Origin of the sequence: Mammaliicoccus sp. A-M4 (assembly GCF_022386955.1) — a bacterium.
Taxonomy (GTDB): domain Bacteria; phylum Bacillota; class Bacilli; order Staphylococcales; family Staphylococcaceae; genus Mammaliicoccus; species Mammaliicoccus lentus.
In genome coordinates, this window is sequence record NZ_JAJNHH010000001.1 from 249257 (window position 1) to 275375 (window position 26119).

General features: G+C 32.6%; 26 protein-coding genes. 5 read left to right on the forward strand and 21 right to left on the reverse strand.

The window, feature by feature from the left end; genetic code table 11:
* Positions 1–93 precede the first annotated feature (93 nt).
* The 5 genes from LQ682_RS01420 to cyoE are packed head-to-tail and all read right to left on the reverse strand — an operon-like array spanning position 94 to position 5014.
* Positions 94–447 (reverse strand): cytochrome C oxidase subunit IV family protein, encoded by a 354-nt coding sequence (locus LQ682_RS01420; protein ID WP_017001117.1) that lies wholly within the window; start codon positions 445–447, stop codon positions 94–96.
* 1 nt (position 448) lies between these two features.
* Entirely contained in the window at positions 449–1078 is a 630-nt protein-coding gene (locus LQ682_RS01425) for a cytochrome c oxidase subunit 3 (protein ID WP_017001118.1), read from the reverse strand.
* The gene (ctaD, locus tag LQ682_RS01430; protein WP_017001119.1) at positions 1078–2979 is read right to left on the reverse strand and encodes a cytochrome c oxidase subunit I; all 1902 of its coding nucleotides are present in this window, start codon (positions 2977–2979) and stop codon (positions 1078–1080) included. The genes LQ682_RS01425 and ctaD overlap by 1 nt, the downstream gene beginning before the upstream one ends.
* Before the next feature lie 23 nt (positions 2980–3002).
* Positions 3003–4070 carry a cytochrome c oxidase subunit II gene (coxB, locus tag LQ682_RS01435; protein ID WP_017001120.1) on the reverse strand — a complete coding sequence of 356 codons (1068 nt, stop codon included), beginning with the start codon at positions 4068–4070 and terminating at the stop codon, positions 3003–3005.
* A gap of 38 nt (positions 4071–4108) precedes the next feature.
* A complete protein-coding gene (cyoE, locus tag LQ682_RS01440) occupies positions 4109–5014 on the reverse strand; it encodes a heme o synthase (protein WP_026023743.1) in 906 nt (301 codons plus the stop codon).
* Positions 5015–5377: 363 nt separating this feature from the next.
* On the opposite strand from cyoE, the gene LQ682_RS01445 reads away from it, so the two are divergent.
* Positions 5378–6292 (forward strand): COX15/CtaA family protein, encoded by a 915-nt coding sequence (locus tag LQ682_RS01445; protein ID WP_017001122.1) that lies wholly within the window; start codon positions 5378–5380, stop codon positions 6290–6292.
* Between the two features lie 92 nt (positions 6293–6384).
* Here LQ682_RS01445 and LQ682_RS01450 read toward each other — a convergent pair whose 3' ends face one another.
* The 3 genes from LQ682_RS01450 to LQ682_RS01460 form a co-directional block, all read right to left on the reverse strand.
* Positions 6385–9834: a pyruvate carboxylase gene (locus tag LQ682_RS01450; protein ID WP_064204100.1), complete on the reverse strand. Its 3450-nt coding sequence runs from the start codon at positions 9832–9834 to the stop codon at positions 6385–6387.
* A gap of 138 nt (positions 9835–9972) precedes the next feature.
* Complete coding sequence (locus LQ682_RS01455; RefSeq protein ID WP_064204101.1) at positions 9973–11172, reverse strand: FtsW/RodA/SpoVE family cell cycle protein; 1200 nt, start codon at positions 11170–11172, stop codon at positions 9973–9975.
* Between the two features lie 66 nt (positions 11173–11238).
* A complete protein-coding gene (locus LQ682_RS01460; RefSeq protein WP_017001262.1) occupies positions 11239–11514 on the reverse strand; it encodes an Fpa/YlaN family protein in 276 nt (91 codons plus the stop codon).
* Between the two features lie 140 nt (positions 11515–11654).
* Here LQ682_RS01460 and LQ682_RS01465 point away from each other — a divergent pair, with 140 nt between their 5' ends.
* Positions 11655–12137, forward strand: a complete 483-nt coding sequence (locus LQ682_RS01465; protein WP_064204102.1) for a hypothetical protein — start codon at positions 11655–11657, stop codon at positions 12135–12137.
* Between the two features lie 8 nt (positions 12138–12145).
* Positions 12146–12286 (forward strand): DUF2197 domain-containing protein, encoded by a 141-nt coding sequence (locus LQ682_RS01470; protein WP_239723799.1) that lies wholly within the window; start codon positions 12146–12148, stop codon positions 12284–12286.
* Between the two features lie 381 nt (positions 12287–12667).
* On the opposite strand, the gene LQ682_RS01475 is transcribed toward LQ682_RS01470, so the two are convergent.
* On the reverse strand, positions 12668–13006 hold the full coding sequence (locus LQ682_RS01475; RefSeq protein WP_064204103.1) for a YlaH-like family protein: 339 nt from the start codon (positions 13004–13006) through the stop codon (positions 12668–12670).
* Positions 13007–13011: 5 nt separating this feature from the next.
* Positions 13012–14859, reverse strand: coding sequence for a translational GTPase TypA (gene typA / locus LQ682_RS01480; protein WP_064204104.1), 1848 nt, complete (start codon positions 14857–14859; stop codon positions 13012–13014).
* A gap of 210 nt (positions 14860–15069) precedes the next feature.
* On the opposite strand from typA, the gene LQ682_RS01485 reads away from it, so the two are divergent.
* Positions 15070–15255 carry a DUF5325 family protein gene (locus LQ682_RS01485; RefSeq protein ID WP_064204105.1) on the forward strand — a complete coding sequence of 62 codons (186 nt, stop codon included), beginning with the start codon at positions 15070–15072 and terminating at the stop codon, positions 15253–15255.
* A gap of 50 nt (positions 15256–15305) precedes the next feature.
* Here LQ682_RS01485 and LQ682_RS01490 read toward each other — a convergent pair whose 3' ends face one another.
* Positions 15306–16130 (reverse strand): inositol monophosphatase family protein, encoded by an 825-nt coding sequence (locus tag LQ682_RS01490; protein WP_064204106.1) that lies wholly within the window; start codon positions 16128–16130, stop codon positions 15306–15308.
* A gap of 106 nt (positions 16131–16236) precedes the next feature.
* Here LQ682_RS01490 and LQ682_RS01495 point away from each other — a divergent pair, with 106 nt between their 5' ends.
* Positions 16237–16848 (forward strand): YktB family protein, encoded by a 612-nt coding sequence (locus LQ682_RS01495; RefSeq protein ID WP_070045691.1) that lies wholly within the window; start codon positions 16237–16239, stop codon positions 16846–16848.
* Positions 16849–16958: 110 nt separating this feature from the next.
* On the opposite strand, the gene LQ682_RS01500 is transcribed toward LQ682_RS01495, so the two are convergent.
* From LQ682_RS01500 to LQ682_RS01545, 10 genes are all read right to left on the reverse strand, one after another.
* Entirely contained in the window at positions 16959–17516 is a 558-nt protein-coding gene (locus LQ682_RS01500; protein ID WP_064204108.1) for a DUF4064 domain-containing protein, read from the reverse strand.
* A 54-nt stretch (positions 17517–17570) separates the two neighbouring features.
* Positions 17571–18554 (reverse strand): DUF4064 domain-containing protein, encoded by a 984-nt coding sequence (locus LQ682_RS01505; protein ID WP_239723766.1) that lies wholly within the window; start codon positions 18552–18554, stop codon positions 17571–17573.
* 81 nt (positions 18555–18635) lie between these two features.
* Entirely contained in the window at positions 18636–19709 is a 1074-nt protein-coding gene (locus tag LQ682_RS01510) for an ABC transporter substrate-binding protein (protein WP_064204110.1), read from the reverse strand.
* A complete protein-coding gene (locus LQ682_RS01515) occupies positions 19706–20518 on the reverse strand; it encodes an ABC transporter permease (protein WP_064204111.1) in 813 nt (270 codons plus the stop codon). Before LQ682_RS01515 ends, LQ682_RS01510 begins: the two co-directional genes overlap by 4 nt.
* A 2-nt stretch (positions 20519–20520) precedes the next feature.
* Positions 20521–21324, reverse strand: coding sequence for an ABC transporter permease (locus LQ682_RS01520; protein ID WP_064204112.1), 804 nt, complete (start codon positions 21322–21324; stop codon positions 20521–20523).
* Entirely contained in the window at positions 21317–22414 is a 1098-nt protein-coding gene (locus LQ682_RS01525; RefSeq protein WP_064204113.1) for an ABC transporter ATP-binding protein, read from the reverse strand. Before LQ682_RS01525 ends, LQ682_RS01520 begins: the two co-directional genes overlap by 8 nt.
* 11 nt (positions 22415–22425) lie before the next feature.
* Entirely contained in the window at positions 22426–22968 is a 543-nt protein-coding gene (locus LQ682_RS01530; RefSeq protein ID WP_239723767.1) for a helix-turn-helix domain-containing protein, read from the reverse strand.
* A 115-nt stretch (positions 22969–23083) separates the two neighbouring features.
* Complete coding sequence (locus LQ682_RS01535) at positions 23084–23356, reverse strand: UPF0223 family protein (RefSeq protein WP_064211628.1); 273 nt, start codon at positions 23354–23356, stop codon at positions 23084–23086.
* A 65-nt stretch (positions 23357–23421) separates the two neighbouring features.
* Positions 23422–24828: a dihydrolipoyl dehydrogenase gene (lpdA, locus tag LQ682_RS01540; protein ID WP_064204116.1), complete on the reverse strand. Its 1407-nt coding sequence runs from the start codon at positions 24826–24828 to the stop codon at positions 23422–23424.
* A 2-nt stretch (positions 24829–24830) separates the two neighbouring features.
* Complete coding sequence (locus LQ682_RS01545) at positions 24831–26117, reverse strand: dihydrolipoamide acetyltransferase family protein (RefSeq protein ID WP_064211627.1); 1287 nt, start codon at positions 26115–26117, stop codon at positions 24831–24833.
* Between the last annotated feature and the right edge of the window lie 2 nt (positions 26118–26119).

The window sequence follows — 26119 nt, forward strand, 5'->3', positions numbered from 1 at the left end:
AATAAGTTATGACAATGATATGACCAATATAATACTTTTCACTATAAAATAAAGACCCAAAACTTATATAACAAAGTTTTGGGTCTTTAAATATTATTTATTTTTAACGAAAATAGGATCGCCTATCCAAACAATATAAATGAATGTTACAACGAATGATAATCCGAAGAATAAACCTACAACCATAAACAGTTTAGATACACCATGTTTTTCAGCTTTCATATGCATGAAATAATAGAATTGTAATACTACTTGAAGTACAGCTAATCCTAGTATTACAGGGATAACAAATTCTTTTGGTAATTCTGCAGCTACTAAAGCGAAGGCAACAAATGTAACAAAAATCATTATTGCAAAGTTAGTAACTTGCATACGCATTTCTTGAGTACTTTTACGTCTCTTGTATGATCTTAGCGCTTCTGCGTCATGATTAACTTGTTGATTCATATTATCCTAACGCTCCCATCAAGTATACTACTGTGAAGATGAACACCCATACTACGTCAATAAAGTGCCAATACAAAGCAGCAGTATTAAATTTGTGTGCATTATAAATACTTAATCCTCTTGCTCTGTTTCTAAGTACAAGTGCTGTTAACCACACTAAACCAATTATTACGTGGAAACCGTGTGTTCCTACTAAGAAATAGAATGCGCTACCGAAAGCACTTGAACGGAATGTATGACCTTGTTGAACATACTCAACAAACTCATAAATTTCTAAACCTAAGAAACCTAAACCTAAAAGGACAGTAATACCAATCCAGATAAATACACCTTTAGCATTAAAGTTTCTTAAATGATACAAAGCATAAACACTAGTTAATGAAGACGTTAATAATAACATCGTCATTACGAACGCTAATGGAAGATGGAACAAATCTTTAGCTAATAAGTGATCTTCACTTGGCACAGCATCTTTCAAAGCTAAGTAGGTTGCGAATAATGAAGCGAATAATGCGACCTCACCACCAAGGAATACCCAAAAACCAACTATTTTATTCTTACCTTCCATTGATGCTGTTTCAGGATGATCTGGCCAATTTTCAGCTGTAAATTTTACTTCTTCATGTGCCATTAACGCTCACCCCTTTCATACTCAATTAACTCTTGTTTAGTTATATGATGACCGTGGTCATCTTTAAGTGATCTGTAAATCATGCTGCCTGCAGTGATTGCCAGACCGAAGATTAACACGTAAACTGCCCATGGTTTTTCGTTTAATCCTTTTACTGCTTCTAATGCCCATTCTTTACCATCAGCAAAGTACATTGCACCAAATGCAGCTACGAATAAACCGAAAGCTTGTAAAAATGGTATGAATGAGTTGTTAGGCATGTGAATATCATCCAATGATTCAGCAGGTAATATTTTTCCATCGCCTTGTTTTTTCTCAATCCAAAGAGCATCTAAACCACGAACTAAAGGTACTTGCGCAAAATTATAATGTGGTGTCGGAAGTGGTAAAGCCCATTCTAGTGTACGTCCGTCGCCCCAAGGATCTCTTCCAACTTTTTCACCTTTAGCTAATGTCGTAATAACGTTTATTGTTTCAACAATTACAGCGATTGCCATTAGCAAAGCACCTATTGAAGAAACTAAGTTAGGAATATCATATCCTTGTCCTGGTAAGTATGTAAATACTCGACGAGGCATTCCCCATAGTCCTAAGAAGTGCTGAATTAAGAATGTTAAGTGGAACCCAGTGAAGAAGAACCAGAATCCAATTTTACCTAATGTTTCATTTAACATCTTTCCAGCTATTAATGGGAACCAATAGTGTAAAGCTGCTAATATGGCAAACACGACACCACCAACAATTACGTAGTGGAAGTGAGCAACAATAAAGTATGAGTCATGTAATTGATAGTCAGCAGGAGCTGATGCTTGCATGACACCTGTTACCCCACCCATAACGAATGATGGAATAAAGAATAATGCATATAGCATTGGCGTTGTAAATTCAACACTACCACCCCAAACAGTTAATAGCCAGTTGAATATTTTAACACCGGTTGGTACGGCAATTGCCATTGTTGCAACTGCGAATATAGCGTTAGCTACTGGTCCTAGGCCTACTGTAAACATATGGTGAGCCCAAACCATGAATCCTAAGAAACCAATTAAAACAGTAGCAAATACCATTGCAGAATAACCGAATAAACGTTTCCTAGCGAATACAGGTATAATCTCTGAGAATATACCGAAAGCTGGTAATACTAAAATATATACTTCTGGGTGTCCAAATATCCAGAATAAATGTTCCCAAATTATTGTGTTACCACCTTGTGAAGCAATAAAGAATGACGTTCCAAACATTCTATCGAATATTAATAAGAATATACCGATAGTTAACGGTGGGAATGCGAATACGATTAATGTTGAAGCAACAAATGTTGTCCATGTCATTAGTGGCATACGCATATATGTCATACCAGGCGCTCTCATATTAACAATTGTAGCAACAAAGTTAATACCAGCGATTAAAGTACCTGCACCAGAAATTTGAAGTCCTAGTGCATAGAAGTTAATACCATGTCCTGCAGATTCAAGTGACAAACTTGCATAAGATGTCCAACCTGCATCTGGAGCTCCACCTAAAATCCATGATAAGTTTAAGAATATTCCTCCAAATAAGAATAGCCAGAAACCTAATGCATTTAAGAATGGAAACGCAACATCTCGAGCACCAATTTGTAATGGAACAACTGCGTTCATATAACCGAATAGTAATGGCATTGCGGCCAAGAATATCATAGTTGTACCGTGCATCGTAATGATTTCATTAAACAGTCCAGCTGAAACAAAGTCGTTCTCTGGCACTGCTAACTGGATACGAATCAACATTGCTTCTATACCACCGATAGCAAAGAATAATCCTCCAGCTAATAAATATAAAATAGCAATTTTTTTGTGGTCGACTGTTGTTAAATAGTCCCAAATAGTCGATCCAAACCCCTTTTTACTTTGAGTAGACACTAGAGTAACCTCCCTTTCAATTCTTACTTATCAACTTTTCGTTCCATTAAGTAGGCAGATAAAGCATCGATATCTTCATCAGAAACTTTATATTGATCAGTCATTTTATTACCAGGCTTAATGCTTTCAGGGTCTTTAATCCATTTTTTAAGGTTCTTTTCATCATGGTCTAAATATCCAGCAATTAGATCACGGTCACCAAAGTTTGTAAGGTTAGGACCTTTAGCTTTCTCACCTGTTGGCGTAACAGCATGACATCCAGCACATGATTTATTAAATACCTTTTCACCTTCTTTAGCTTGACTAGATGTCGCAGCTACAGGTTTCTCAACAGATTTCATATCTTTAACCCATTTATCAAAATCATCTTTTGGTAGAGCTTTAACTTTAAAGTCCATTAAAGCATGTGAAGGTCCACATAACTCAGCACATTTACCGTAGAATAGATTTTTAACTTCTTTTGCTTTATCATTATTAAATTCTAAGTAGAATTTATTAACGCCTTCTACGTTAGTATCTAATTTACCACCAACTGCTGGCACCCAGAATGAGTGTTTTACGTCAGCTGAATGTAATCTGAAGTAAACTTTTTGATCAGTTGGAACAACAAGCTCTTGACTGGTAACAATTTTTTCATTTGGATAACTAAATTCCCACCAATAAAGATTAGCAGTTACATCAATAACAAGCTCTTTACTCTTACCTTTTTCGTCGACTTTATCAATCGCTTTAGTATCACCTAGTGAGAATGTAAGCATCACTGTAGGTATAGCTAAGATAATAAGTAAAATAACAGGAATGATTGTCCATACTAATTCTAATTTGTGATTACCTTCTACGTCTTTAGGAACAAAATCTTCACCTAATTTTTTACGACGGAATTTAATCATCGCAAGTAAGAAAATAATAACGACTACAATAATAACAAGTAACATAATGCCTATTGAAAGCATTAATAAAAAGAATTGTTTATCAGCGACTTCCCCTGCCGGGCGAAGAACTGATAAATGTGGTTGACCACAACCTGCTAGAACAAACAGCAGGGCGATAAGTAAACCGAACATTTTCGTGTTTTTTAAACGTGTCTTCATTCGTTTAACCCCTCTTTCATGCATTCATTCATATTTAATTATATTAATTGTACGACAGTAACAATGACTGTCATAACAAAGAAAATAACAAGGTAATTTAAAGAAAAAACAAACATACTCGTAGCCCATTTTGATTTGTTAATTTCTTTTTTAAATCCAGATAAAGCTAATAGTAACCAAGCTATATTAAGTAATGAAGCAATAACTACAAAAACAGTACCTAATTGCGCCATTAAGAATGGTAAAGGTAATAATAGTACTACCCATAACAACATACTTAAGCGTGTTCTAGTAAAGCTTTTGACTGCTGGTAGCATTGGTATTTTCGCTAAAGCATATTCGTCTTTTCGACGATAAGCTAATGCATAGAAGTGCGCTGGTTGCCAAGCAAATAATACTAAAAATAGCGTCCAAGCAAGTGGACTTAATGTTTGATCAATGCTTGCCCAACCAATCAATGGTGGTATCGCGCCAGGAAAACTACCTATTACAGTATTCCAAACTGTGTGTCTTTTAGACCAAATTGAGTATAAGACAACGTATCCGAAAATCCCCAGTAATCCAATAATACCTGTAGGAATGTTAATCATAAATAATAAGATTTCACCTACTATCATTAAACCAAAGCTTAATTTAAGTAAATTATTGTTACTAATTCGTCCATTAACAGTTGGTCTTTTTTGTTTAGATGGCATGATGGAGTCGATATCTTGGTCGTAGTAATTATTGATCGCACAAGCGCCACCCATAATGAGTGTAGAACCTACAATCATTAATAACACAACTGGCAAGCTGTGGAAGAAGTTGAAACCACCAAATACAATCGCAAGCCAAGCACCCGCAAACGCAGGTATTAAATTCCCTTGAACAAGTCCCATTTTAATGATGGCTTTAATTTCATATAACGTTAGACGACTTTTATCTATATCTTTTTCGGACGTCACACTATATTGATTTTGTTGCAATTTTGTCCCTCCTTCCGTTATCTCTCACATATATATTCAATGATATATGAAAATTGTCACATAATCTATACATTTTTGAAACAAAATTTTGACATTTTTATACTTCCCTAAAATTTGAGTTCATTAAAAAGTCATTATTGTGTAACATTTACAATGGGTATTCATTGTTATACTATAGATATTAGTGTTTAAATTAGAATCGTATTAATATAATAATTATTGTTAATACGTCTTTCTCTTAAATTCTATCATATTTTTTAATATAAATAAGGTTTATTTTAGAATAAAGCCCATTTTATATTAGTTTAAATATGGATTATAATTTTATTAGAGGTGTTCTTATTGTTTAATGACAAATTTTTAAAATGGCTAGCTACATTAGCAACAATTGTTATGCTGTTTGTGCAGTTAGGTGGCGCTTTAGTAACCAAGACTGGTTCTGAAGATGGTTGTGGAAGTTCTTGGCCATTATGTCATGGATCTGTTATACCATCGGACTGGCCAATTGAAACGATAATTGAATTAGCCCATAGAGGTGTATCAGGTTTAGCACTTATTCTTGTCGCTTTATTAGCTATTATTAGTTGGATAAAATTAGGACATATTAAAGAAGTAAGACCTTTATGTATCACAAGTATAGCTTTTATATTATTACAAGCACTTATTGGAGCTGCCGCTGTAATATGGCAACAAAATGATTTTATACTTTCATTACATTTCGGAATATCTTTAATCAGTTTCGCATCCGTCCTATTACTAACACTAATTATTTATGAAGTAGATAAAAAATTCGAAGCAACTAGTTTAGTGATAGATAAACACTTAAAAATACACACGTATGCCGTAACTTTCTTTATATACTTTGTTATTTATTCAGGTGCGCTTGTTAGACATGCTAATGCTAGTCTTTCATGCTTAAGTTGGCCACTGTGTCATAGCGGTAGCACTGGATTACCACAAACATTTTATGAGTGGGTTCAAATGTCTCACCGAGCCCTAGCATTTTTCATATTTATATGGATACTGTATATATTCATTTACGCTTTCAGAAATTATGCTAAATATCGTGTAATTAAGTACGGTTGGACTTTAGCATTTATACTAATTTGCTTACAGGTTACAACAGGAGCGTTGTCTATATTTACAAGAGTTAATATATTTATAGCATTGTTCCATGCATTGTTCATCACAATGTTGTTCGGATTACTATGTTACTTCATAATGTTGATACTTCGTTCTAAACGACGAAATCAATAAATAATAGAATTTGCTTTATCTTTTAAGCAAACAAAAAAGCACGTACCTATAAATTCATGGTACGTGCTTTTTATTTGTATATAAATATTTTGCTATTCAGCTTTATCTATTGTAATGATTAAATCATGCGTCTGAATACTATCTCCTGAAGAAACATAGATGTTAGAAATCGTTCCATCAAATGGTGCTTGGATTGTTGTTTCCATCTTCATCGCTTCAGTAATAATCAATGCATCACCTTGTTTAACTTCATCACCTTTGCTCACTTTTACTTCTGAAATTGTTCCAGGCATTTGCGCACCGATGTGAGATTCATTACTTAAATCTGCTTTTTGAAGAACAGCATCAGATACTTTAACATGTTCATCTTTAACATATACTTTACGTGGTTGACCGTTCAACTCATAATAAACCCAACGATGTCCATCTTCATATACGTGTCCGATAGATAATAGTTTAACGATTAATATCTTACCTTTATCAATCGTAATCTCAACAGTTTCATTCTTAGCCATTCCGAATAAGAATGTAGGCGTATCTAATAATGATAAATTACCAAAACTTTCGTAAGTCTTAATGTATTGTTCATATACTTTTGGATAAATAGCATAACTAATAAGATCTTGTTCTGTTACTTCACTTTGTTGTTTCTCTTGTAATTCTTCTCTTAGACTATCAAAGTCTACTGGTTCTAATAATTCACCCGGTCGTTTTTCGATAGGCGTTTGACCTTTTAATATAACTTTTTGTAACTCTTTATTAAAGCCGTTTACCGGTTGTCCAATTTCACCTTTAAAGAATGAAACAACAGATTCAGGGAAGTCTAATGAACGACCTCTTTTAATGACACTTTCCTCATCCAAATCGTTTTGAACCATGTACAATGCCATATCCCCTACAACTTTAGATGATGGTGTAACTTTGACAATATCTCCGAATAATAAATTAACACGCTTGTACATGTCTTTAACTTCATTGAAACGTTCACCTAATCCTAGGCTCTTCGCTTGTTGACTTAAGTTTGAATATTGTCCACCAGGCATTTCATGTTGATAAATTTCTGTATGTGGTGAACGAATGTCACTTTCAAAGTCAGAATAATAGTTTCTAACTGTATCCCAATATTGTGAAAGTCTTTCTAAACCATCAATATTCGTTCTTACATCTCTTTCATTACCACTTAAAGCATAATATAAAGAGTTCGCTGATGGTTGAGATGTTGTACCACTCATACTAGCTACTGCTGTATCTATTACATCAACACCTGCTCTTATAGCACTCTGATAAACCAATAAACCATTACCACTCGTATCATGAGTATGTAAATGTATAGGAATATCAATATGTGTTTTTAATTCACCGATTAATTCGTGTGCAGCTTTTGGTTTCAATAATCCAGCCATATCTTTAATTCCTAAAATGTGTACACCTTCGCTTTGTAGTTCTTTAGCTAAATTAATGTAATAATCTAACGTATAAACGTTTGATCTTTCAGGGTTTAAGATATCACCTGTGTAACATATTGCTCCTTCAGATATTTTACCTGATTTTTGAACCGCTTCATTGGCTACTTTCATTTGATCTAACCAGTTTAGAGAATCAAATATTCTAAATACGTCGATGCCTGCATCTGCACTTTCTTTAACGAATTTTTCAATTACGTTATCAGGATAGTTTTTATATCCAACAGCATTAGATGCTCTTAATAACATTTGGAAAAGAATATTAGGGATTTTTTTACGTAATCTCGTTAATCTTTCCCATGGGTTTTCTTTTAAGAAGTTATAGGCAACATCAAATGTTGCACCGCCCCACATTTCTAATGAAAATGCATCATTTAAATATTTAGCTGTTTCTGGCGCTATTTGTAACATATCATAAGTACGCATACGCGTAGCTAATAATGACTGATGTGCGTCTCTAAAAGTAGTATCTGTTAACAATACTTCTTCTTGTTCTTTAAGCCATTTACTTACGCCTTCAGGACCGTGTTGCTCTAATATTTGTTTTGTACCTGATAAAGATGCAATTTCTTCATTAGAGATTTCTTCTAGCCTAACTTTTTCGAAGTGTGGTTTTTCACGCTTTCTAACACTTGGAAAACCATTAACCGAAATATTCCCAATGTATTGTAAAGTTTTAGTACCTCTATCTCGTGAAGGCGTAATATCAAATAACTCTGGGTTATTTTCTAAGAATTTAGTTGTATAACTACCTTTAGCAAATTTCTCATGATTTACTACATTGTATAAGAATGGGATATTTGTCTTAATACCTCTAATTCTCATCTCTTTAAGAGAACGAAGCATTTTTTCTGTTGCTTGTCTCAACGACATAGCATGTGTAGATACTTTAACGAGTAATGAGTCATAGTAAGGTGAAATTTCAGCACCTTCAAATCCATCACCAGCATCCAGTCTTACACCGAAGCCGCCACTTGAACGATACGCAATAATTTTACCAGTGTCTGGCATGAAATCATTTAATGGATCTTCAGTTGTGATACGACTTTGTATAGCATATCCTAGCGTTTTGATATCTTCTTGTTTAGGCATTTCAATTTCATCGCCAAATAAAGATTCACCAGCTGCAACTAAAATTTGTGTTTTTACAATATCAATACCAGTTATCATTTCAGTGATTGTATGCTCTACTTGTACACGTGGGTTAACTTCAATAAAGTAGTATTCATCACCTGATACAAGAAATTCAACTGTTCCCGCATTTACATACCCTATCTTTTTCATTAAATGTAGTGCTGAATTACATATACGATGTCTTAACTCGTCACTCAATGAAACTGATGGTGCTACTTCAACTACTTTTTGATGTCTACGTTGAACTGAACAATCTCTTTCGAATAAATGAACTAAATTACCATGTTCATCTCCGATAATTTGCACTTCTATATGTTTAGGTTGATCTATGTATTTTTCCACATAAACTTCACTATTCCCAAATGATTTTCCAGCTTCAGATTTAGCACGTTGGTATGCGTCTTCTAACTCACTTTCACTATTAACAATACGCATTCCTTTACCACCGCCACCTGAGATAGCTTTAATGATAATTGGAAAACCACTTTCTTTTGCAAATGCTTCTACTTCTTCAAATGATTCAACTGAACCATCTGTACCAGGAATGACTGGTAAATCTGCATCTAGTGCTGTTGCTCTCGCTTTAACCTTATCCCCAAACATATCCAAATGTTTAAGTTCTGGCCCGATAAATTTAATACCTTCCTCAGCACATCTTTTAGCAAATGTTTTATTTTCACTTAAGAAGCCGTATCCAGGATGGATAGCGTCAACTTCTGCTTTCTTTGCTACTTTAATAATTGCTTCAATATCTAAGTAACTTTCCGTCGGTCCTAGATCTTCATCAACTAAATAAGATTCATCCGCTTTATACCTATGTAAAGCTCCCAAATCTTCATTCGAATAAATTGCTACTGTTTCAATATCTAATTCTGTTGCAGCCCTAAATATTCTAATCGCAATTTCACCACGATTGGCTACTAATAATTTATTTATTTTGCTCATAATTTGAAGGCTCCCCTCAATGTATTTGAATTTTCAAAAAACGATGTATTAGTCCATTATATAAAAAAAACGCATTACATTCTACTGTAATACGCTTTTTTTATAAAATTTATTAATTAGATTGAGTAAATATGCAGTTTAGCGCCTTCTCTCAATGTTATCAATTTTGATTTGTTTAGCAGTTAATAGCAAAATTCCTATAGCTATACTTAAACTTAACATGGATGAGCCACCAAAAGTCATAAATGGTAGTGGGACACCTGTTAATGGTATAGCACCTGAAATTCCTCCTAAGTTTACAAATGTTTGTACACCAATATAACTAGATATACCAACACAAACTAATTTAAAGAAGAATGAATCAGTTAAACCTGCATATAGAAATCCTTTATATACAATAAACATTAACAAACCAATTATAAATAATACGCCTACTAAACCTAATTCTTCTGCAATAACGGCGAAAATAAAATCGGTGTGCGGTTCCGGTAAATAACCTAATTTCATAACGCCATTACCTAAACCTTTACCAAATAATCCTCCATTACCTATAGCAAGCAATGAATTAGCTAAATGGTAACCAATACCACTTTCATAATTAAATGGATTTTCCATTACATGGAACCTATCAGCTTGGTGCTGAGATAAAATACCGCCTTTAAAGACAATACTAAATACAATCAATAACACAACACCTGCTAAAATTGGACCTGACCATTTTAAAATAGCTTTTATACCTATTCCTGAATAAGCAAAGACACACAATACTATCATGCATAATAGTAAAGCTTGTCCAGTATCATTTTGTAATAATACAAGACCAATACATGTTCCAATTAAGAATAATGGCATCATCAAAGCTAATTTGAATTGCTTTAATCGATTTCTTCTCTTATCAATAATAAATGATAAGTATAAAATCATAACTACCTTTAAAATTTCAGATGCCTGCAAATTCATAAATCCTAAATTTATCCAACTTGTTGATCCGTTTATTTCTGTTCCGATTAGTAATGTTAATACTAATAAACCAAAAACACTAAAAATCATGATTTGTTGAACACGTTTATTTTTCAGTATATTTATGTGCATAAAATATGACATAAAAAATACAATTCCAAATCCAACAATACAATACATTAATTGCCTAATAAAAAAGTAATTACCTGCAACCGGTACGCCACCAGTTAATGAGCCTTTAGTTGCAGCAACCATACTCGCACTATAAACCATCACTAAACCAATGAAACATAAAATGATATACGCGATTAACAACGTAAAATCTATGTATTTAGAATAATTTTTTATGTAGCGAAAAAATCTTTTAATATAGTCCATCTACTCATTCCAATTCTAAAAAAATAAGTCTAAAGAAAGATTTCTCCTCTCTAGACTTTGTATCATTTAAGCATTTGTGAAAGCATCATGCAATTTAGATAGTTCCTTTTCTAAACTTGCCATAAGTGTCTGACCCTTTTCTCTATCAACAAGTCCAATTTGTACTGCAAAATCAACTTCCTTTTGAAGACCAAACATCTGCGTATCTAAAACTTCTTCATATAACGGGCATGAGGGCATAGTTAAGTTGTCCATTTGCACCTTAATTAACTGAAGAATCTTTTCAGAATCGTTATATAATTGGTCATATGCCTTCTGACAAATTTCTGAATCGTAATGCATGACATACTCCCCCTTAATCTTTTAGGTTCTATACTTATAAAATTTTAGCTTAGAAATCTTAAAATTGCAAGTAAAAACAGAAGGTTCATCAATATAAATGTGTTAAAATTGAATTGTGATATTGATAGGAGTGAAAAAAATTGATACAAATTAAAGGAAATTGTAAATTTAATATTACTTTAGACGCAACAACTTGGATATTTGACGATCGCAAAGTAAAAATTGAAGATTTAGAACAAGGTATATTCAATGGTGAAAAACCAATTGAATTTGAAAACAATGTAGCTTGGAACAGAGCTATTTTAGAAGGTGCTACTATGCCCCCTACTTTAAATAGTGAAACAAATTATAAAAGACAATCATTCTTAAAAGAAACTTTTGTTATTAATGCAATGCCTTTTATAAAAAATTCTGAACCAAATGAAGATGCAACAAAAGTTGTATTAAAAAATGACAAAGATTCTTTAGAAATTTCAATCGACGATTGGCCTTATCTATTTTTCCATTTCTCTAAAGAAGGAAAAATGATATATAGCGACGGTAAAATTGACGCTTTCACATATGATCAAGAAAACGGATACAAAGACAAATTTAGTTATGTCGACGAAATAGAGGTCGTATAATTTTGGTTATGAAAGTTAAATGCGTTATATGCGATGCTGTAGTCAATCTTGATTCAAAATCTAAAGAAGCTAAGAGACTTAGAAATCATCCAATTCGTACGTATATGTGCGATGATTGTAAATCAAAACTAGATAAACCGAAATCATAAAATATCATTTAAGGTTTACTGTTTAAAAAATAATTCTCCTAATCCGAGTGATTTTCATTTAATGGATTAGGAGAATTTATTTTGCTGATTTTGAAAGTGCATACATACCTAGAGATGGCTCGAGCCTGTAGTCTTTCGCTCATACTATTACCCTAGGCGTCAGAACTTTACAAAATTATAGAAAATATCGCTCTAACGTGCTTGTTTAAAACCACTAGCCCGTTAGAAAATGTAACGGGCTTGTCTTAGATTTCTTGCACGTTACAATCTCTAAATTCTCCTAGATTATATTGAATTAATTTTTATCTATTTTAAAAATTTTATTTCATATAAAAAACCCCTAATTCATTAAAATTCCAATTAACGAATAAGGGGTTAATTTTATTGTTGATTTTCTCTACTTCGCTCTTTATGAAGACGGTAGCGATATAGACCTAATACAATTGCTGCTATTATTAAGCTTTCTCCTACTGGTAAGAATACCGCAAGGAACGTCAATAATAAACAACCTAAAAACAGTAAAATATAGATAATTATGTTTTGCCAAAACTTTAATTTTCTAGCGAAGCCTAAATTATATACAATAGCGCTTAATACAAATATTGTTAATAATAAAAGCCACATACCAAGTTCTGGATTTTCATCTACTCTAAATAATTTACCAAAAAATGAAAGCCTTTCTTCTGGATTAACACTTACATTTTTAGCGATAAAGAGCATCTATATCACTCCTCTTCTTGTTCAGCCATTTTCTGTCTCTTTTGAGCGCGTTCTCTTTCAGCTTTGTCTAAAATTTTCTTTCTTAAGCGAATAGATTCAGGTGTAATTTCAACTAATTCATCATCGTTCAAGTATTCTAATGCTTCTTCTAAAGTTAAAATTCTAGGTTTCTTCATTGTTGTTGTTTGTTCTTTTGTAGCAGAACGTATATTGTTAGCTGCTTTAACTTTTGTAATGTTTACAGATAAATCGTTCTCACGGTTATTCTCTCCAACAATCATACCTTCATACACTTCTGTACCAGGTTCCATGAAGTTTACGCCTCTGTCTTCTAAGTTTAAGATAGCGTAAGTACTTGCTGTACCTTTGTCGATAGATACAAGTACGCCATTTCTTCTACCACCGATACGGCCTTTAATGTTTGGACGGTATGAATCGAATGTGTGGTTTATAATACCGTAACCACGAGTCATAGACATAAATTCAGTTGTATAACCGATTAATCCTCTTGCAGGTACTAAGAAGATTAATTTTGTTTGTCCATTTTCGTTAGATTGCATATCTAACATTTCACCTTTACGTGAACCTAATGATTCAATAACTGAACCTGTATATTCATCAGGCGTATCGATTTGAACACGTTCATATGGTTCACATTTAACGCCATCAACTTCTTTAATAATAACTTGTGGTTTAGAAACTTGTAATTCAAATCCTTCACGGCGCATGTTTTCAATTAATATTGATAAATGTAGTTCACCACGTCCAGCTACTACCCATGCGTCTGGAGAGTCAGTTGGTGTTACACGTAATGAAACATCAGTTTCTAATTGTGTTTCTAATCTTTCTTCAATTTTACGTGCTGTTACATAAGTACCTTCTTTACCAGCAAATGGAGAGTTATTTACAGAGAATGTCATTTCTAATGTTGGCTCATCAATACGCAATACAGGTAATGCTTCTACATTATCTTGTGGAGTAACTGTCTCACCAACGTTGATGTCCTCCATCCCACTTAATGCAATTAAATCACCAGCATAAGCTTCATCAATTTCTACACGATTTAATCCAAAGAAACCGAATATTTTTGATACTCTAAAGTGTTTTATTGTACCATCAAGTTTTACTAGTGATACTTGTTGTCCAACTTTAATTGTACCTCTAAACACACGTCCGACACCAATACGTCCAACATAATCGTTATAATCTAATAATGCTACTTGGAATTGTAACGGTTCATCTCTATTATCAATTGGTGCTGGTACATAATCTAATATTGTTTCATATAGACACTGCATGTTCTCATCTTGATGATCAGCGTCTAAACTTGCAGTACCACTTATTGCTGAAGCGTATACTACAGGGAATTCTAATTGATCGTCATTCGCATCTAACTCTATAAATAAGTCTAATACTTCATCTACCACTTGTTCTGGTCTAGCTGAAGGTTTATCAATTTTATTAACAACGACAACTGGTTTTAAATTTTGTTCTAACGCTTTTTTCAATACAAATCTAGTTTGAGGCATCGTTCCCTCATAAGCGTCAACAACTAATACAACACCATCTACCATTTTCATAATACGTTCAACTTCACCACCGAAGTCTGCGTGGCCTGGTGTATCTAATATATTAATACGGTGATCTTTATATTCAATTCCCGTATTTTTCGCTAAAATTGTAATACCTCTTTCTTTCTCAATATCATTTGAATCCATTGCTCGCTCTGCTATATGTTCATTCTCACGAAATATTCCTGATTGTTTCAATAATTCATCTACTAGTGTTGTTTTCCCGTGGTCTACGTGGGCTATTATTGCAATGTTACGTACATTTTCTCTTAAATTAGTCATGCAAAAAATTTTCCTCTCCAATTTAAATTTATTCGGCTTATATTTATAACTTGATAATTATAACATACATCACTAGAAAAATAACCATTATCGAACACTTTTACTCAAATTTCCATTTATTTTATAAAAATGGATTAATTGCTGATAGTTGATTTTTCTAGAAATGTAACGCATAATATAATAATGAAAACGGTTAAAGGGTGGATATAAATGAAAAAATCTAAAGCAATTTTTGTTTTACTTGCTTTAATTGTAACATTTTTCCTTTTAGTGTTTAGTTTTGCTTTAGCAGAGGGATCTATACTCTTTATGTTGCTAGCGGTTATATTAATTATTGCAACTATGGGTTACGGTTTTACACTTAAAAAGAAATATCGCGAAAATGGATGGCTATAAATTTACCGACACAATCAAGAAAAGATGCGACTTTGTTTCGCATCTTTTTTTTAGCCATTTTTCTTAAATCTTTCCGTATGAATTTCTTCTAGTAATGCTTTATGTGGTAAGAAATATTGAGTCAATAATTCATCATGTATTTGTTTATTTCCGACCACAATTGAATTAGCTTCTAAAATATTTAAAGATTGTCCTAGCAAGTTTGTTACCACTGCCCCTACCTCTTCTGCAATAATTAATCCACCAGCAAAATCCCAAGGGTGTAATCTCATTGTTAAATAAGCACTTGTAATACCTCTTGCTACATGCACAAAGTCTAAAGCAGCTGATCCATAGGCACGTGTACTTCTAGCTTCATCTATAATTGGCATATAAATTTTAGATAACTTTTCTTTCGTCAGCCATAGAGGGTTTGTTGAAATCAAACTTGATTTCAATTCAGTATTTTCTATCTGCTTAAGTTGCTTGTCGTTTTGCCATGCCCCTTTACCTACTAATGCATGATACATTTTATCATTCATTACGTCATATACAAAACCTGCGTATTTTTTACCATCAATATATATACCTATTGAAATCGCAAAGTTTTCTTTTTGATGTACAAAATTTAAAGTGCCATCTATTGGATCCATAATCCACAATACACCTTTTGTATTTTCAATATCTTTACCGTGACCTTCCTCACCTAATATAAAATGTTCAGGGTAAGTGGCTTTTATATTATTAAACAAACGCTCCTCAGTTTCTTTATCCATGTTTGTGACGAGATCGTTTGGGTTTGATTTTGTTTCTATTTCTAATTCTTCATCAATTGTTTCTCTGATGTGTCTTCCAGCTTCTTTAATAATTTGATATGCAAATTTATAAATTTCCATCACAATACCCCCTAATTTATTTTTTATATTAGCATTGTTCTTTATATATTCAAATAGAATTATGATAAAATATGTATATAGTATTACCGTTATAAGGAGGACAACTATGACTAAGTATACGTTTAAACAAAAAGATTTTAAAGTTTTTAGTGTTGAAGGCTTAGAAAATAGAATGGCTGCACTAGATGAACAAGTAAGACCGCAATTAAATGCTTTAGGGGAAAGATATAGTAAATACTTAACAGAACAAACAGGTGATGAGTTTTTCTACCACGTGGCTAAGCATGCACGTCGAACTGTTAACCCGCCTAAAGACACATGGGTTGCTTTTGCTACAAACCAACGAGGCTATAAGATGCTGCCTCATTTTCAAATAGGTCTATTTGAATCACAATTATTCATCATGTTTGGTGTAATGCATGAGAATAAAGATAAAGGTTTAATGGCTGAATTCTTAAATAAAAACATAAATTTATTAGAATCATTACCAAAAGATTATTCACTATGCTTTGACCACTATAAAATTGATAAGACACCTATAAATGAACTATCCACTGATGATATAAAACATCATATCAAACGTTTAAAAGAAATTAAAAAAGCAGAATTCTTTGTAGCTAGAACTTTGGATCCACAATCCGAAATACTTAAAACTGATAAAGCATTTACAGAATTTTTAGATGAAACATTTGATGAATTAATAAAGTTTTATAGCTAATCATACTACAACTGTATATATAATAAAATCAGGTTGAGACATTATAATGTCTCAACCTGATTTCTTTTAAACTTAAGAACAACTCATTCTATATGATTATATATCAGTTATTAATAAATATATGGATCATCATCTTTGTTCTTTTTATTTTGTTGTTCATCAAATGTTTGTTGATTTTGATTAGAATTTAAATTATTTTCATTATCATTTACATCATTTTGAAAATTCACATCTTCAAATTGTTGATTAGATTTATTTTTCCTAACAAATAACATAATCGCTGCGATAATTAATAATAAGAAAGAAATAATGTTAAGAGTGAATATAGATAATAGTCCTGCAACGATAGCTAATACTCCTGATAATATTCTTTGTTTCTTAATAAAAATAATAGCTACAATTGTTAAAATTAAGCTAATAGCTAATACGATTAAACCATAATTTGATACGCTTGCAAATGTATCTAATGCTTGCTCAGCTGAAATATTTTGTGCTGTACCTCCAGCTTGTTCAACTTGCTCATTATAAGTATTTTCAAATTCTGATTTAAATTGGTTTACAAAATCCGGAGAATTTACAAGGGATTTAAAAACAAAACCAAATATTATACCTATTAATGATACTACTGCGCTAATAATCATTAAAGTATACTCTACTGTTCTTTTCATTATTTGCCTCCTAGAATTTGTCAAATATTATTATCTCAATGATATTTATAATATTCAACCCTTATTATCATTTTTATTTAGTTCTTCCGCTTCTTGTACTGCTTTTGTTTGTTTTCTTTGTTGTTCCATTCTTTTTTCATAATTTTTTCTACGTTCAATAGTGGCATTAGGTTTAACTTTTTTAGGTTTTTTCTCTTTCTTAGTTACCCCTGATGTAACTTGATAATCATCGGGTTGCGTAGTTTGATAGCTATACGGATCATCTGATCTTTGACCGATTTCTCCATTTTCATCAACTGCATCAACGTCTTTTTCTTCACTTTCTGTTGCATCAGTCTCTGTTGTCTCTGTTTTTTCTTCTTCAGCAACTGGCTCTTTAAAACGTTTATTTTTTTGATGTTTTCTAGTACGAGACAATATTTCATCATTACCAGAATCTTGTGCTTCATTCTCATTAATTTCCGGTTCTGTTTCTACCTGTTTTTCTTGTCTTCTTGGTTGTACAGGTTCTTGTGGTGGTATAGGTTTTCTTTCTTCTGGTTGTTTTATCGGTTCATTGTACATCGGTTCAGGTCTTCTCATACCTTCTACTGGTAAGATTTTATCTTTTCTAATAAATAGTAGAATACTCGTAATAAAGAAGAATAACGGAACTAATACAATAAATAATGGCAGTGTTACAACTGAAAGTAATAAGAATACTAGTGCAGAGAATATTCTCCATCTCATAAGTACTAAACCTATAAATGAAAATATTAAAACGATAATCAAATAAATAATGAATAACCATATTCCATTTTGGATATTCAATGCTATCTGGCTAGATGTCAGTATTTGTCCATTAGATGTTATATTAATGTTTAATTGTTCTATCAAAGTTTCAAGTCTATTTATATTTGTAGGATTATTTAAAACGACTAAAGCTGCAAATAATGATAAAGCCGTTACGCCTAATGTAATAATCCATGCAAACCAACCGAAAAATTTCTCAGCGCCTCTTCCCACAGGCTGTCTCACATGTTCTACATATGAATTCATTATATTTTCCTCCTCTACAATGAATTGGTTTTAATTATATCAAAAAAAGGCCATTGTTTCTCACAAAGACCTTTTTAAATATTAATTTAATGACATTTTGAATTTTAAAAATGCTTCGTTGTATTTTGCTATGTTTTCTTTACCTAAATCTTTATAAACTTCTAATTTATTCCTTACTTTAGAGTCAGGATAAAATCTTTCATCTTCTCTAATATTTTTATCTAATAATTCATAAGATGCTTTATTTGGAGTAGCATAACCAACCCACTCAGCATTTTGTTTACCTACTTCTTCTTCAAGCAAGAAGTTAATAAACTTATGAGCACCTTCCACATTTTGAGCTGTTTTAGGAATAACTAAGTTATCAAACCATAAATTGGAACCTTCTTCAGGTACAACAAAATCTAATTGTTCATTTTTATTCATTATATCAGCAGCCATTCCGCTCCATACTACAGCAACATCTGTTTCATTTTGGCCCATCATGGTGTTGATTTCATCGCCAACAACACCTCTAACATTTGGTGCTAATTGAACCAATTTATCTTGTGCTTTTTGTAATTTTTTCTCATCAGTTTCATTTAGGCTTTCATTCATACTATTAAGCGCAAATCCAATACCTTCTCTTGCGCCATCAACAATTAAAACATCATCTTTAAGTCGTTTGTTCCACAATGTATCCCAACTCGTGAAATCTAAACCTTTTGTTTTTTCTGGATTATACAGTATACCTACAGTTCCCCAAAAATAAGGGATAGAATATTTATTGTCTGGATCAAATGGTAAATCCATAAAATCTTTATCTAAATTTTTCATATTGGGAATTTTCTCATGATCAATTTGATATAATAAATGTTCTTTTTTCATTTTTTGAACAGTATATTCACTTGGTACAGCAACATCGTATGCAGTACCGCCGTTTTTGATTTTAGCCATCATCGCTTCATTCGAATCAAAAGTTTCATAAACAACTTTAATCCCTGTTTCTTGTTCAAATTTCTTAGTTAGTTCTGGATCTATATACTCGCCCCAATTATATACATAGAGTACATCTTTTTTGCCATTTGAAGGAGGAGGATCGATTAATTTTGTTGAAAGGATTAATAGTGCACCAACAAATAATGAGATGCCTAATAATTGCATTAATTGTTTCATCTCATAATTCCTCCCTTTTTACTTATCCTTTGTTGTTGACTTCTTTTTATGAAGTAATAACCTACTATGATAAACATAACTAATAAGAACAACAATGTTGAAATCGCATTAATTTCCATCGTAATACCTTTTCTCGCCATAGAATAAACTTCGACTGATAATACACTAAAGCCGCTTCCAGTTACAAAGAAACTCACTGTAAAGTCATCTAATGAATATGTTAATGCCATAAAGAATCCACCTATTGCCCCTGGTAATATATGAGGAATAATTACTTTTATGAGTGTTTGCCAAGATGTTGCACCTAAGTCTTTGGCAGCGTTAATCATGGATGGATTCATATCATATAGTTTAGGTAGAACAAGTAATACAACAATTGGTACACAAAATGCGATATGCGATATTAACACCGACCAAAAGCCTAACCCCATACCAGTAAAATGACCAATAACTGTAAATAATAATAAGAAAGAAGAACCAATAACAACGTCTGAACTTACCATAAGGATATTATTTAATGTTAATAACCCCACTTTAAGTTTCTTGTTTCTCATATAATAAATACCGATAGCACCGCAAATTCCAATCAAAGTAGAAATACTAGCTGCAAGTAATGCTACAGCTATCGTGTTAACTATAATTACAAGTAACCGTTTATTTTGAAATACTGAAGTATAGTGATCAAATGTAAAACCTTTAAAATGTGTCATATTCCCTGCACTATTAAAAGAATAAAAAATTAAAAAGAAAATAGGTAAGTATAGAAAAATCATAATAATTGTGAAATAGATTTTCCCTGATAATTTCATTTCTATACCTCCTTATTCTCTGATTTAGATTTCGTAATAATTAAAATAAAAGCCATCGCCAATATTAAAAACACTGCAATTGTAGAACCCATCCCATAGTTTTGAGTAACTAAAAATTGTTCTTGAATTGCTGTACCAAGGTTAACTACTTTATTACCTGCAATTAATCTTGTAATCATAAATAATGAAAGTGCAGGAATAAATGTGATTTGTATACCTGTTTTAACACCTTCATAAGTTAAAGGCATAATGACCTTTCTAAAAGTTGTAATGTGATTAGCACCTAAATCTCTTGAAGCTTGAATTAGATTTTCTGGTATTTCTTCCATAGCATTAAATATAGGTAATAGCATAAATGGAATATAAATGTATACCGATACAATAATAAACGCTGTGCTCGTAAATAATAAATCAGTAGAAGGTACATGAAATATATTCAACATTTTATTTAATAATCCATCATGGCTAAAAATACCGATAAAAGCATATGTTTTTAATAATAGATTAATCCATGTTGGTAAAATGATAAGCAATAATAATATTTCTTTATGTCTAGCACTTTTTAAAGCTAATGCTAACGGATAGCTCACTAACAAACAAAAGAATGTAATCAAAATAGCATACCATACTGAACTTAAAGTCATTTTTAAATAGCTACTTGTAAAGAAATTCGTATAATTCTCTAATGAAAAATGGCCATGAATATCGAGTAAAGAAGCATAAAATATCATGGCAATTGGAACGATGATAAATAAAATAATCCAAATCATATAAGGTACGAGTAAAAATGATTTTATTTTATGCATGAACATCATCCTCGTAGCTTTCTATCCGACGATCAAATTCTTCTTCTGTTTCACCAGGTAGCATTATATGAATAGATTCAGAATCAAAATCTAATCCTACTGTTTCACCGATTACTGCCTTTTTAGTCGTTTGTATAATCCATTCGTTACCTTGTTCATCATAGCAACAAATTTCATAATGCACGCCTCTAAATAGCTGTGAGTCTACTACTGCAGATACTCTACCTTCACTTGGCGATTTGATGCTTATGTCTTCTGGGCGTATTACGACATCTACTTTAGCATCTGGCTCAAATCCAGCATCTACACATTCATAGGTAATACCATACATTTCTACTTCATAATCTCGTTTCATGATGCCACTTACGATATTAGATTCACCGATGAAATCTGCTACGAATTTATTTACCGGTTCATCGTATATATCAACTGGTGTGCCACTTTGTTCAATCTTTCCATCTTTCATTACAAAAATATAATCGCTCATTGCTAAAGCTTCTTCTTGATCATGCGTTACAAATATAAATGTAATGCCTAGCCTTTGCTGTAATTCACGCAATTCATATTGCATTTCGGTACGCAGTTTTAAATCTAATGCAGATAAAGGTTCATCTAACAATATAATTTCAGGTTCATTTGCTATAGCGCGAGCAATTGCTACACGTTGTTTTTGTCCACCACTCATTTCAGATATTTTTCTTTGTTCATATCCTTCTAGTTTCACTAATTTCAATGCTTCTATCACTTTATGTTGTATATCTTTTTTGTTTAATTTTTTTATTTTTAATCCAAAAGCTACATTTTCAAAAACATTTAAATGAGGAAACAATGCGTAATCTTGAAATACTGTATTTACTTTTCTATTATTTGCAGGGATTTGATTAATGATTTTATCATTAAAATATATGTTTCCACTTGTCGGTGTTTCAAATCCAGCAATAAGTTTTAAAATAGTTGTTTTGCCACAACCTGAAGGGCCTAATAGCGTGTAAAACCTACCTTCTTCTATTTCAAAACTAACATCGTTTAATACATGGGTATTATTAAAATTTTTATAGATGTTTTCAAACTTAATAATTGATTTTGACATTGTTTCCCCTCCTATAAATAAGATTCTGTAGCCACAATTAGTACTTCAGCATCTTTCTCAGTTTCATTGAAGAATTGATGAACTTCATGAGCTTTAAAGTAAAAACATTCACCTTTTTTAGCTTTATATTTTCTTTTCCCAATTTTCAAAGTAATGGTACCTTTTTTAACATAGGCAAAAGTTTCTGACGAAGATGGTGAGAATGATTTATATCGACACCCGCCTTTAAGCGTTATAATGACTGGTTCCATTTCAAATTCATTGGAATCTGGGACTAACCAATTAATTTTGTATCCTTCATCATATTCGTCATATAAAGTTTGCTCTTTTGCGGGATAATGTATACGAGCTTGATATAGCTTTTCATTGAAAAACTCGCTTGGTTCAACACCTAATACATCTAATATATTTAAAAAAGATTCCATAGATGGCGATGATAAATTTCTTTCTAATTGTGAGATATATCCCTTTGATAAATCTGTTCTTTCACCTAATTCTTCTTGAGTTAAGTTCTTTTGATATCTTAAATTTTTAAGTTTTTCTCCTATATTCATAAATCCCCCAAAAAAGAGTTGTATGTTTACTTTTACTAAACAATAAGTTTAGTATCTTTAATAAAATAACAGAAATCATTTTATACTTCAACACTTTTTTGGGGGATGAGAAAATTTATTTAATTGTGATACTTGTTTCAGTAGTACTATCTTTTAAAGCTTTAACTGCTTTGTATCCATCATAGCCACTCGCTTGTTTGAATTCTTTATACATGTTGTTTTCATCTGCTTTACCAGGAACAACTTTCTTAAAGTTTTTGTATGCTTGTTCAAATGATTCTCTATTAGCACTTGATTCGTAAGCATCTTCGATATGATTAAAAAATTCAACGACTTGCAATATTTCTTCTTGTGACCAATCAACATCAATTGGATAACTATATTCCATATTATTAATCTCCTTATAAAAAAAGAATCACTGCGTTAACAGTGATTCTTTAGTATTGTCAAATATTATAAAGTATGGACAGGCGTACCTAGTGCTACTTCCGCAGCTTCCATAGAAATTTCACCTAATGTTGGGTGAGCATGAATAGTTAATGAAATGTCTTCTGCAGTCATTCCACTTTCTATTGCTAATCCAAGTTCAGCAATAACATCTGAAGCATTAGCACCTGCTACTTGAGCACCTACTAATAATCCATTTTCTTTTAATGTTACTAACTTAACAAATCCATTTGTTTCGTTTAGTGCTAAAGCACGACCATTTGCAGCAAATGGGAATTTAGAAGCTTTAACTTCTAAACCTTCTTCTTTAGCACTAGCTTCTGTATGACCTACAGTAGCTAGTTCTGGCTCAGTGAAACATACTGCTGGAATACCTAAGTAATCAACAGCTGATTTTTCACCAGAAATAGCTTCAGCAGCTACTTTAGCTTCATAACTTGCTTTATGAGCAAGTGGAGGACCAGCTACGATGTCACCAATTGCAAAGATATTTTCAACTGATGTACGAGTTTGATCGTCTACTTCAACTAGTCCGCGATCACTCATTTTCAAGCCTAATTCTTCTAGACCTAATTCGTCAGTATTTGGACGACGTCCTACAGTTACTAATACATAATCAGCTTCGATTTCTTTTGTTTCTCCACCAGCTTCATACGTAACTTTCACGCCATTATCAGTCTCTTCAGCAGATTTAGCCATTGCTTCAGTTACGATATCAACGCCTTTAGCTTTAAGACCTTTTTTAACGATTTGAGTCATTTGTTTTTCGAATCCGCCTAAGATGTCTTTTGCACCTTCAAGAATTGTAACTTCAGAACCGAAGTTAGCGAAAGCTGTACCAAGTTCAGAACCGATATATCCGCCACCAACTACAACTAATTTTTTAGGAACATCTTTAAGCGCTAATGCACCACTTGAATCGATAACACGTTCACCAAATTTGAAATTAGGAATTTCAATTGGACGAGAACCTGTTGCGATAATTGCATTTTTGAAAGTATAAGTTTGAGAAGCTTTTTCAGTCATAACTTTTAAGTTATTTTCATCTACGAAGTATGCTTCACCTTTTACAACTTCAACTTTGTTACCTTTTAATAATCCAGCAACTCCGCCAGTTAATTTATTAACTACGCCGTTTTTGAATTCTTGAACTTTGTCAAAGTTTAATGCTACTTTTTCTGCAATTACACCCATATCTTCTGAATGTTGTGCATTATGGAAACGGTGAGACGCTGATAATAAAGCTTTAGATGGAATACAACCAACGTTTAAACAAACGCCACCTAATTCGCCTTTTTCAACGATTGTTACTTTTTGTCCAAGTTGCGCTGCACGAATTGCTGCAACGTAACCACCAGGACCTGCTCCAATTACAATAGTATCTGTTTCAATAGGAAAATCTCCAACTACCATTTTTACCCCTCCATTAATAATAATTCTGGATTATTTAATAATCTCTTAATATGGTTCATTGCGTTTTGACCAGTAGCACCATCAATTTGTCTGTGGTCAAAGCTTAATGATAATGATAACACAGGTGCTGCAACAATTTCTCCATCTTTAACGATAGGTTTTTGAGCTATACGGCCAATACCTAAAATCGCTACTTCAGGGTGATTGATTACAGGAGTGAACCATTGTCCACCAGCTGAACCGATATTACTGATTGTACAAGTTGCGCCTTTCATTTCATTAGCTTGTAATTTACCATCACGTGCTTTTACAGCTAATTCGTTAATTTCATCTGAAATTTGGAACATTGATTTATGATCAGCATTTTTAACTACTGGTACTAATAAACCGCGATCAGTATCTGCAGCTATACCTATATTATAGTAATGTTTATGAACAATTTCACCATTTTCTTCATCAAATTCAGTATTTAATGCTGGGTATTTCTTAAGCGCTGATACTAATGCTTTAACAACATATGGTAAGAATGTTAATTTAGTACCTTGTTCCGCAGCAACTTCTTTGAATTTTTTACGGTGATCCCATAGTTCTTGTACATCAATTTCATCCATTAATGTTACATGAGGAGCTGTTTGTTTAGAGTTAACCATTGCTTTTGCAATTGCTTTACGCATAGCAGGTATTTTCTCACGAGTTTCTGGGTAAGCACCTTCTGGTACTTGTGCAGTTTGTGTTGCAGTATCTTCAGTTGAAGCTGATTGAGCTTCTTCTGTTGTACCTTGTTCTGAAGTGCTTCCGCCATTTAAGTATGCTTCAACATCTTCTTTTAAGATACGTCCATTTTTACCTGAACCTGAAACTGCTTTAATATTTACATCGTTGTCACGTGCAAATTTACGAACAGAAGGCATTGCGATTACGCGTTTAGAATCGTCAACTTCTTCAGATTTTTCACTTTCTTGAGCAGATTCTTCTTTAGTTTCTTCTGCTTTTTCTTCTTGTTTAGGTTCTTCGTCGTCATCATGACCTTTGAACTGAATACCTTCAGCGTCAGGAGCATCAATTTTAACAATTGTGTCACCAACAACAGAAACAGTTCCTTCTTCGACCATAACTTCTTCTACTTTACCTGAAACAGGTGATGGAATTTCTACGACTGATTTATCATTTTGAACTTCACATAATACATCGTCTTCTTGAATTTCGTCGCCTGCTTTAACAAACCATTTTACAATTTCACCTTCGTGGATACCTTCACCGATATCTGGTAATTTAAATTCAAATGACAAGA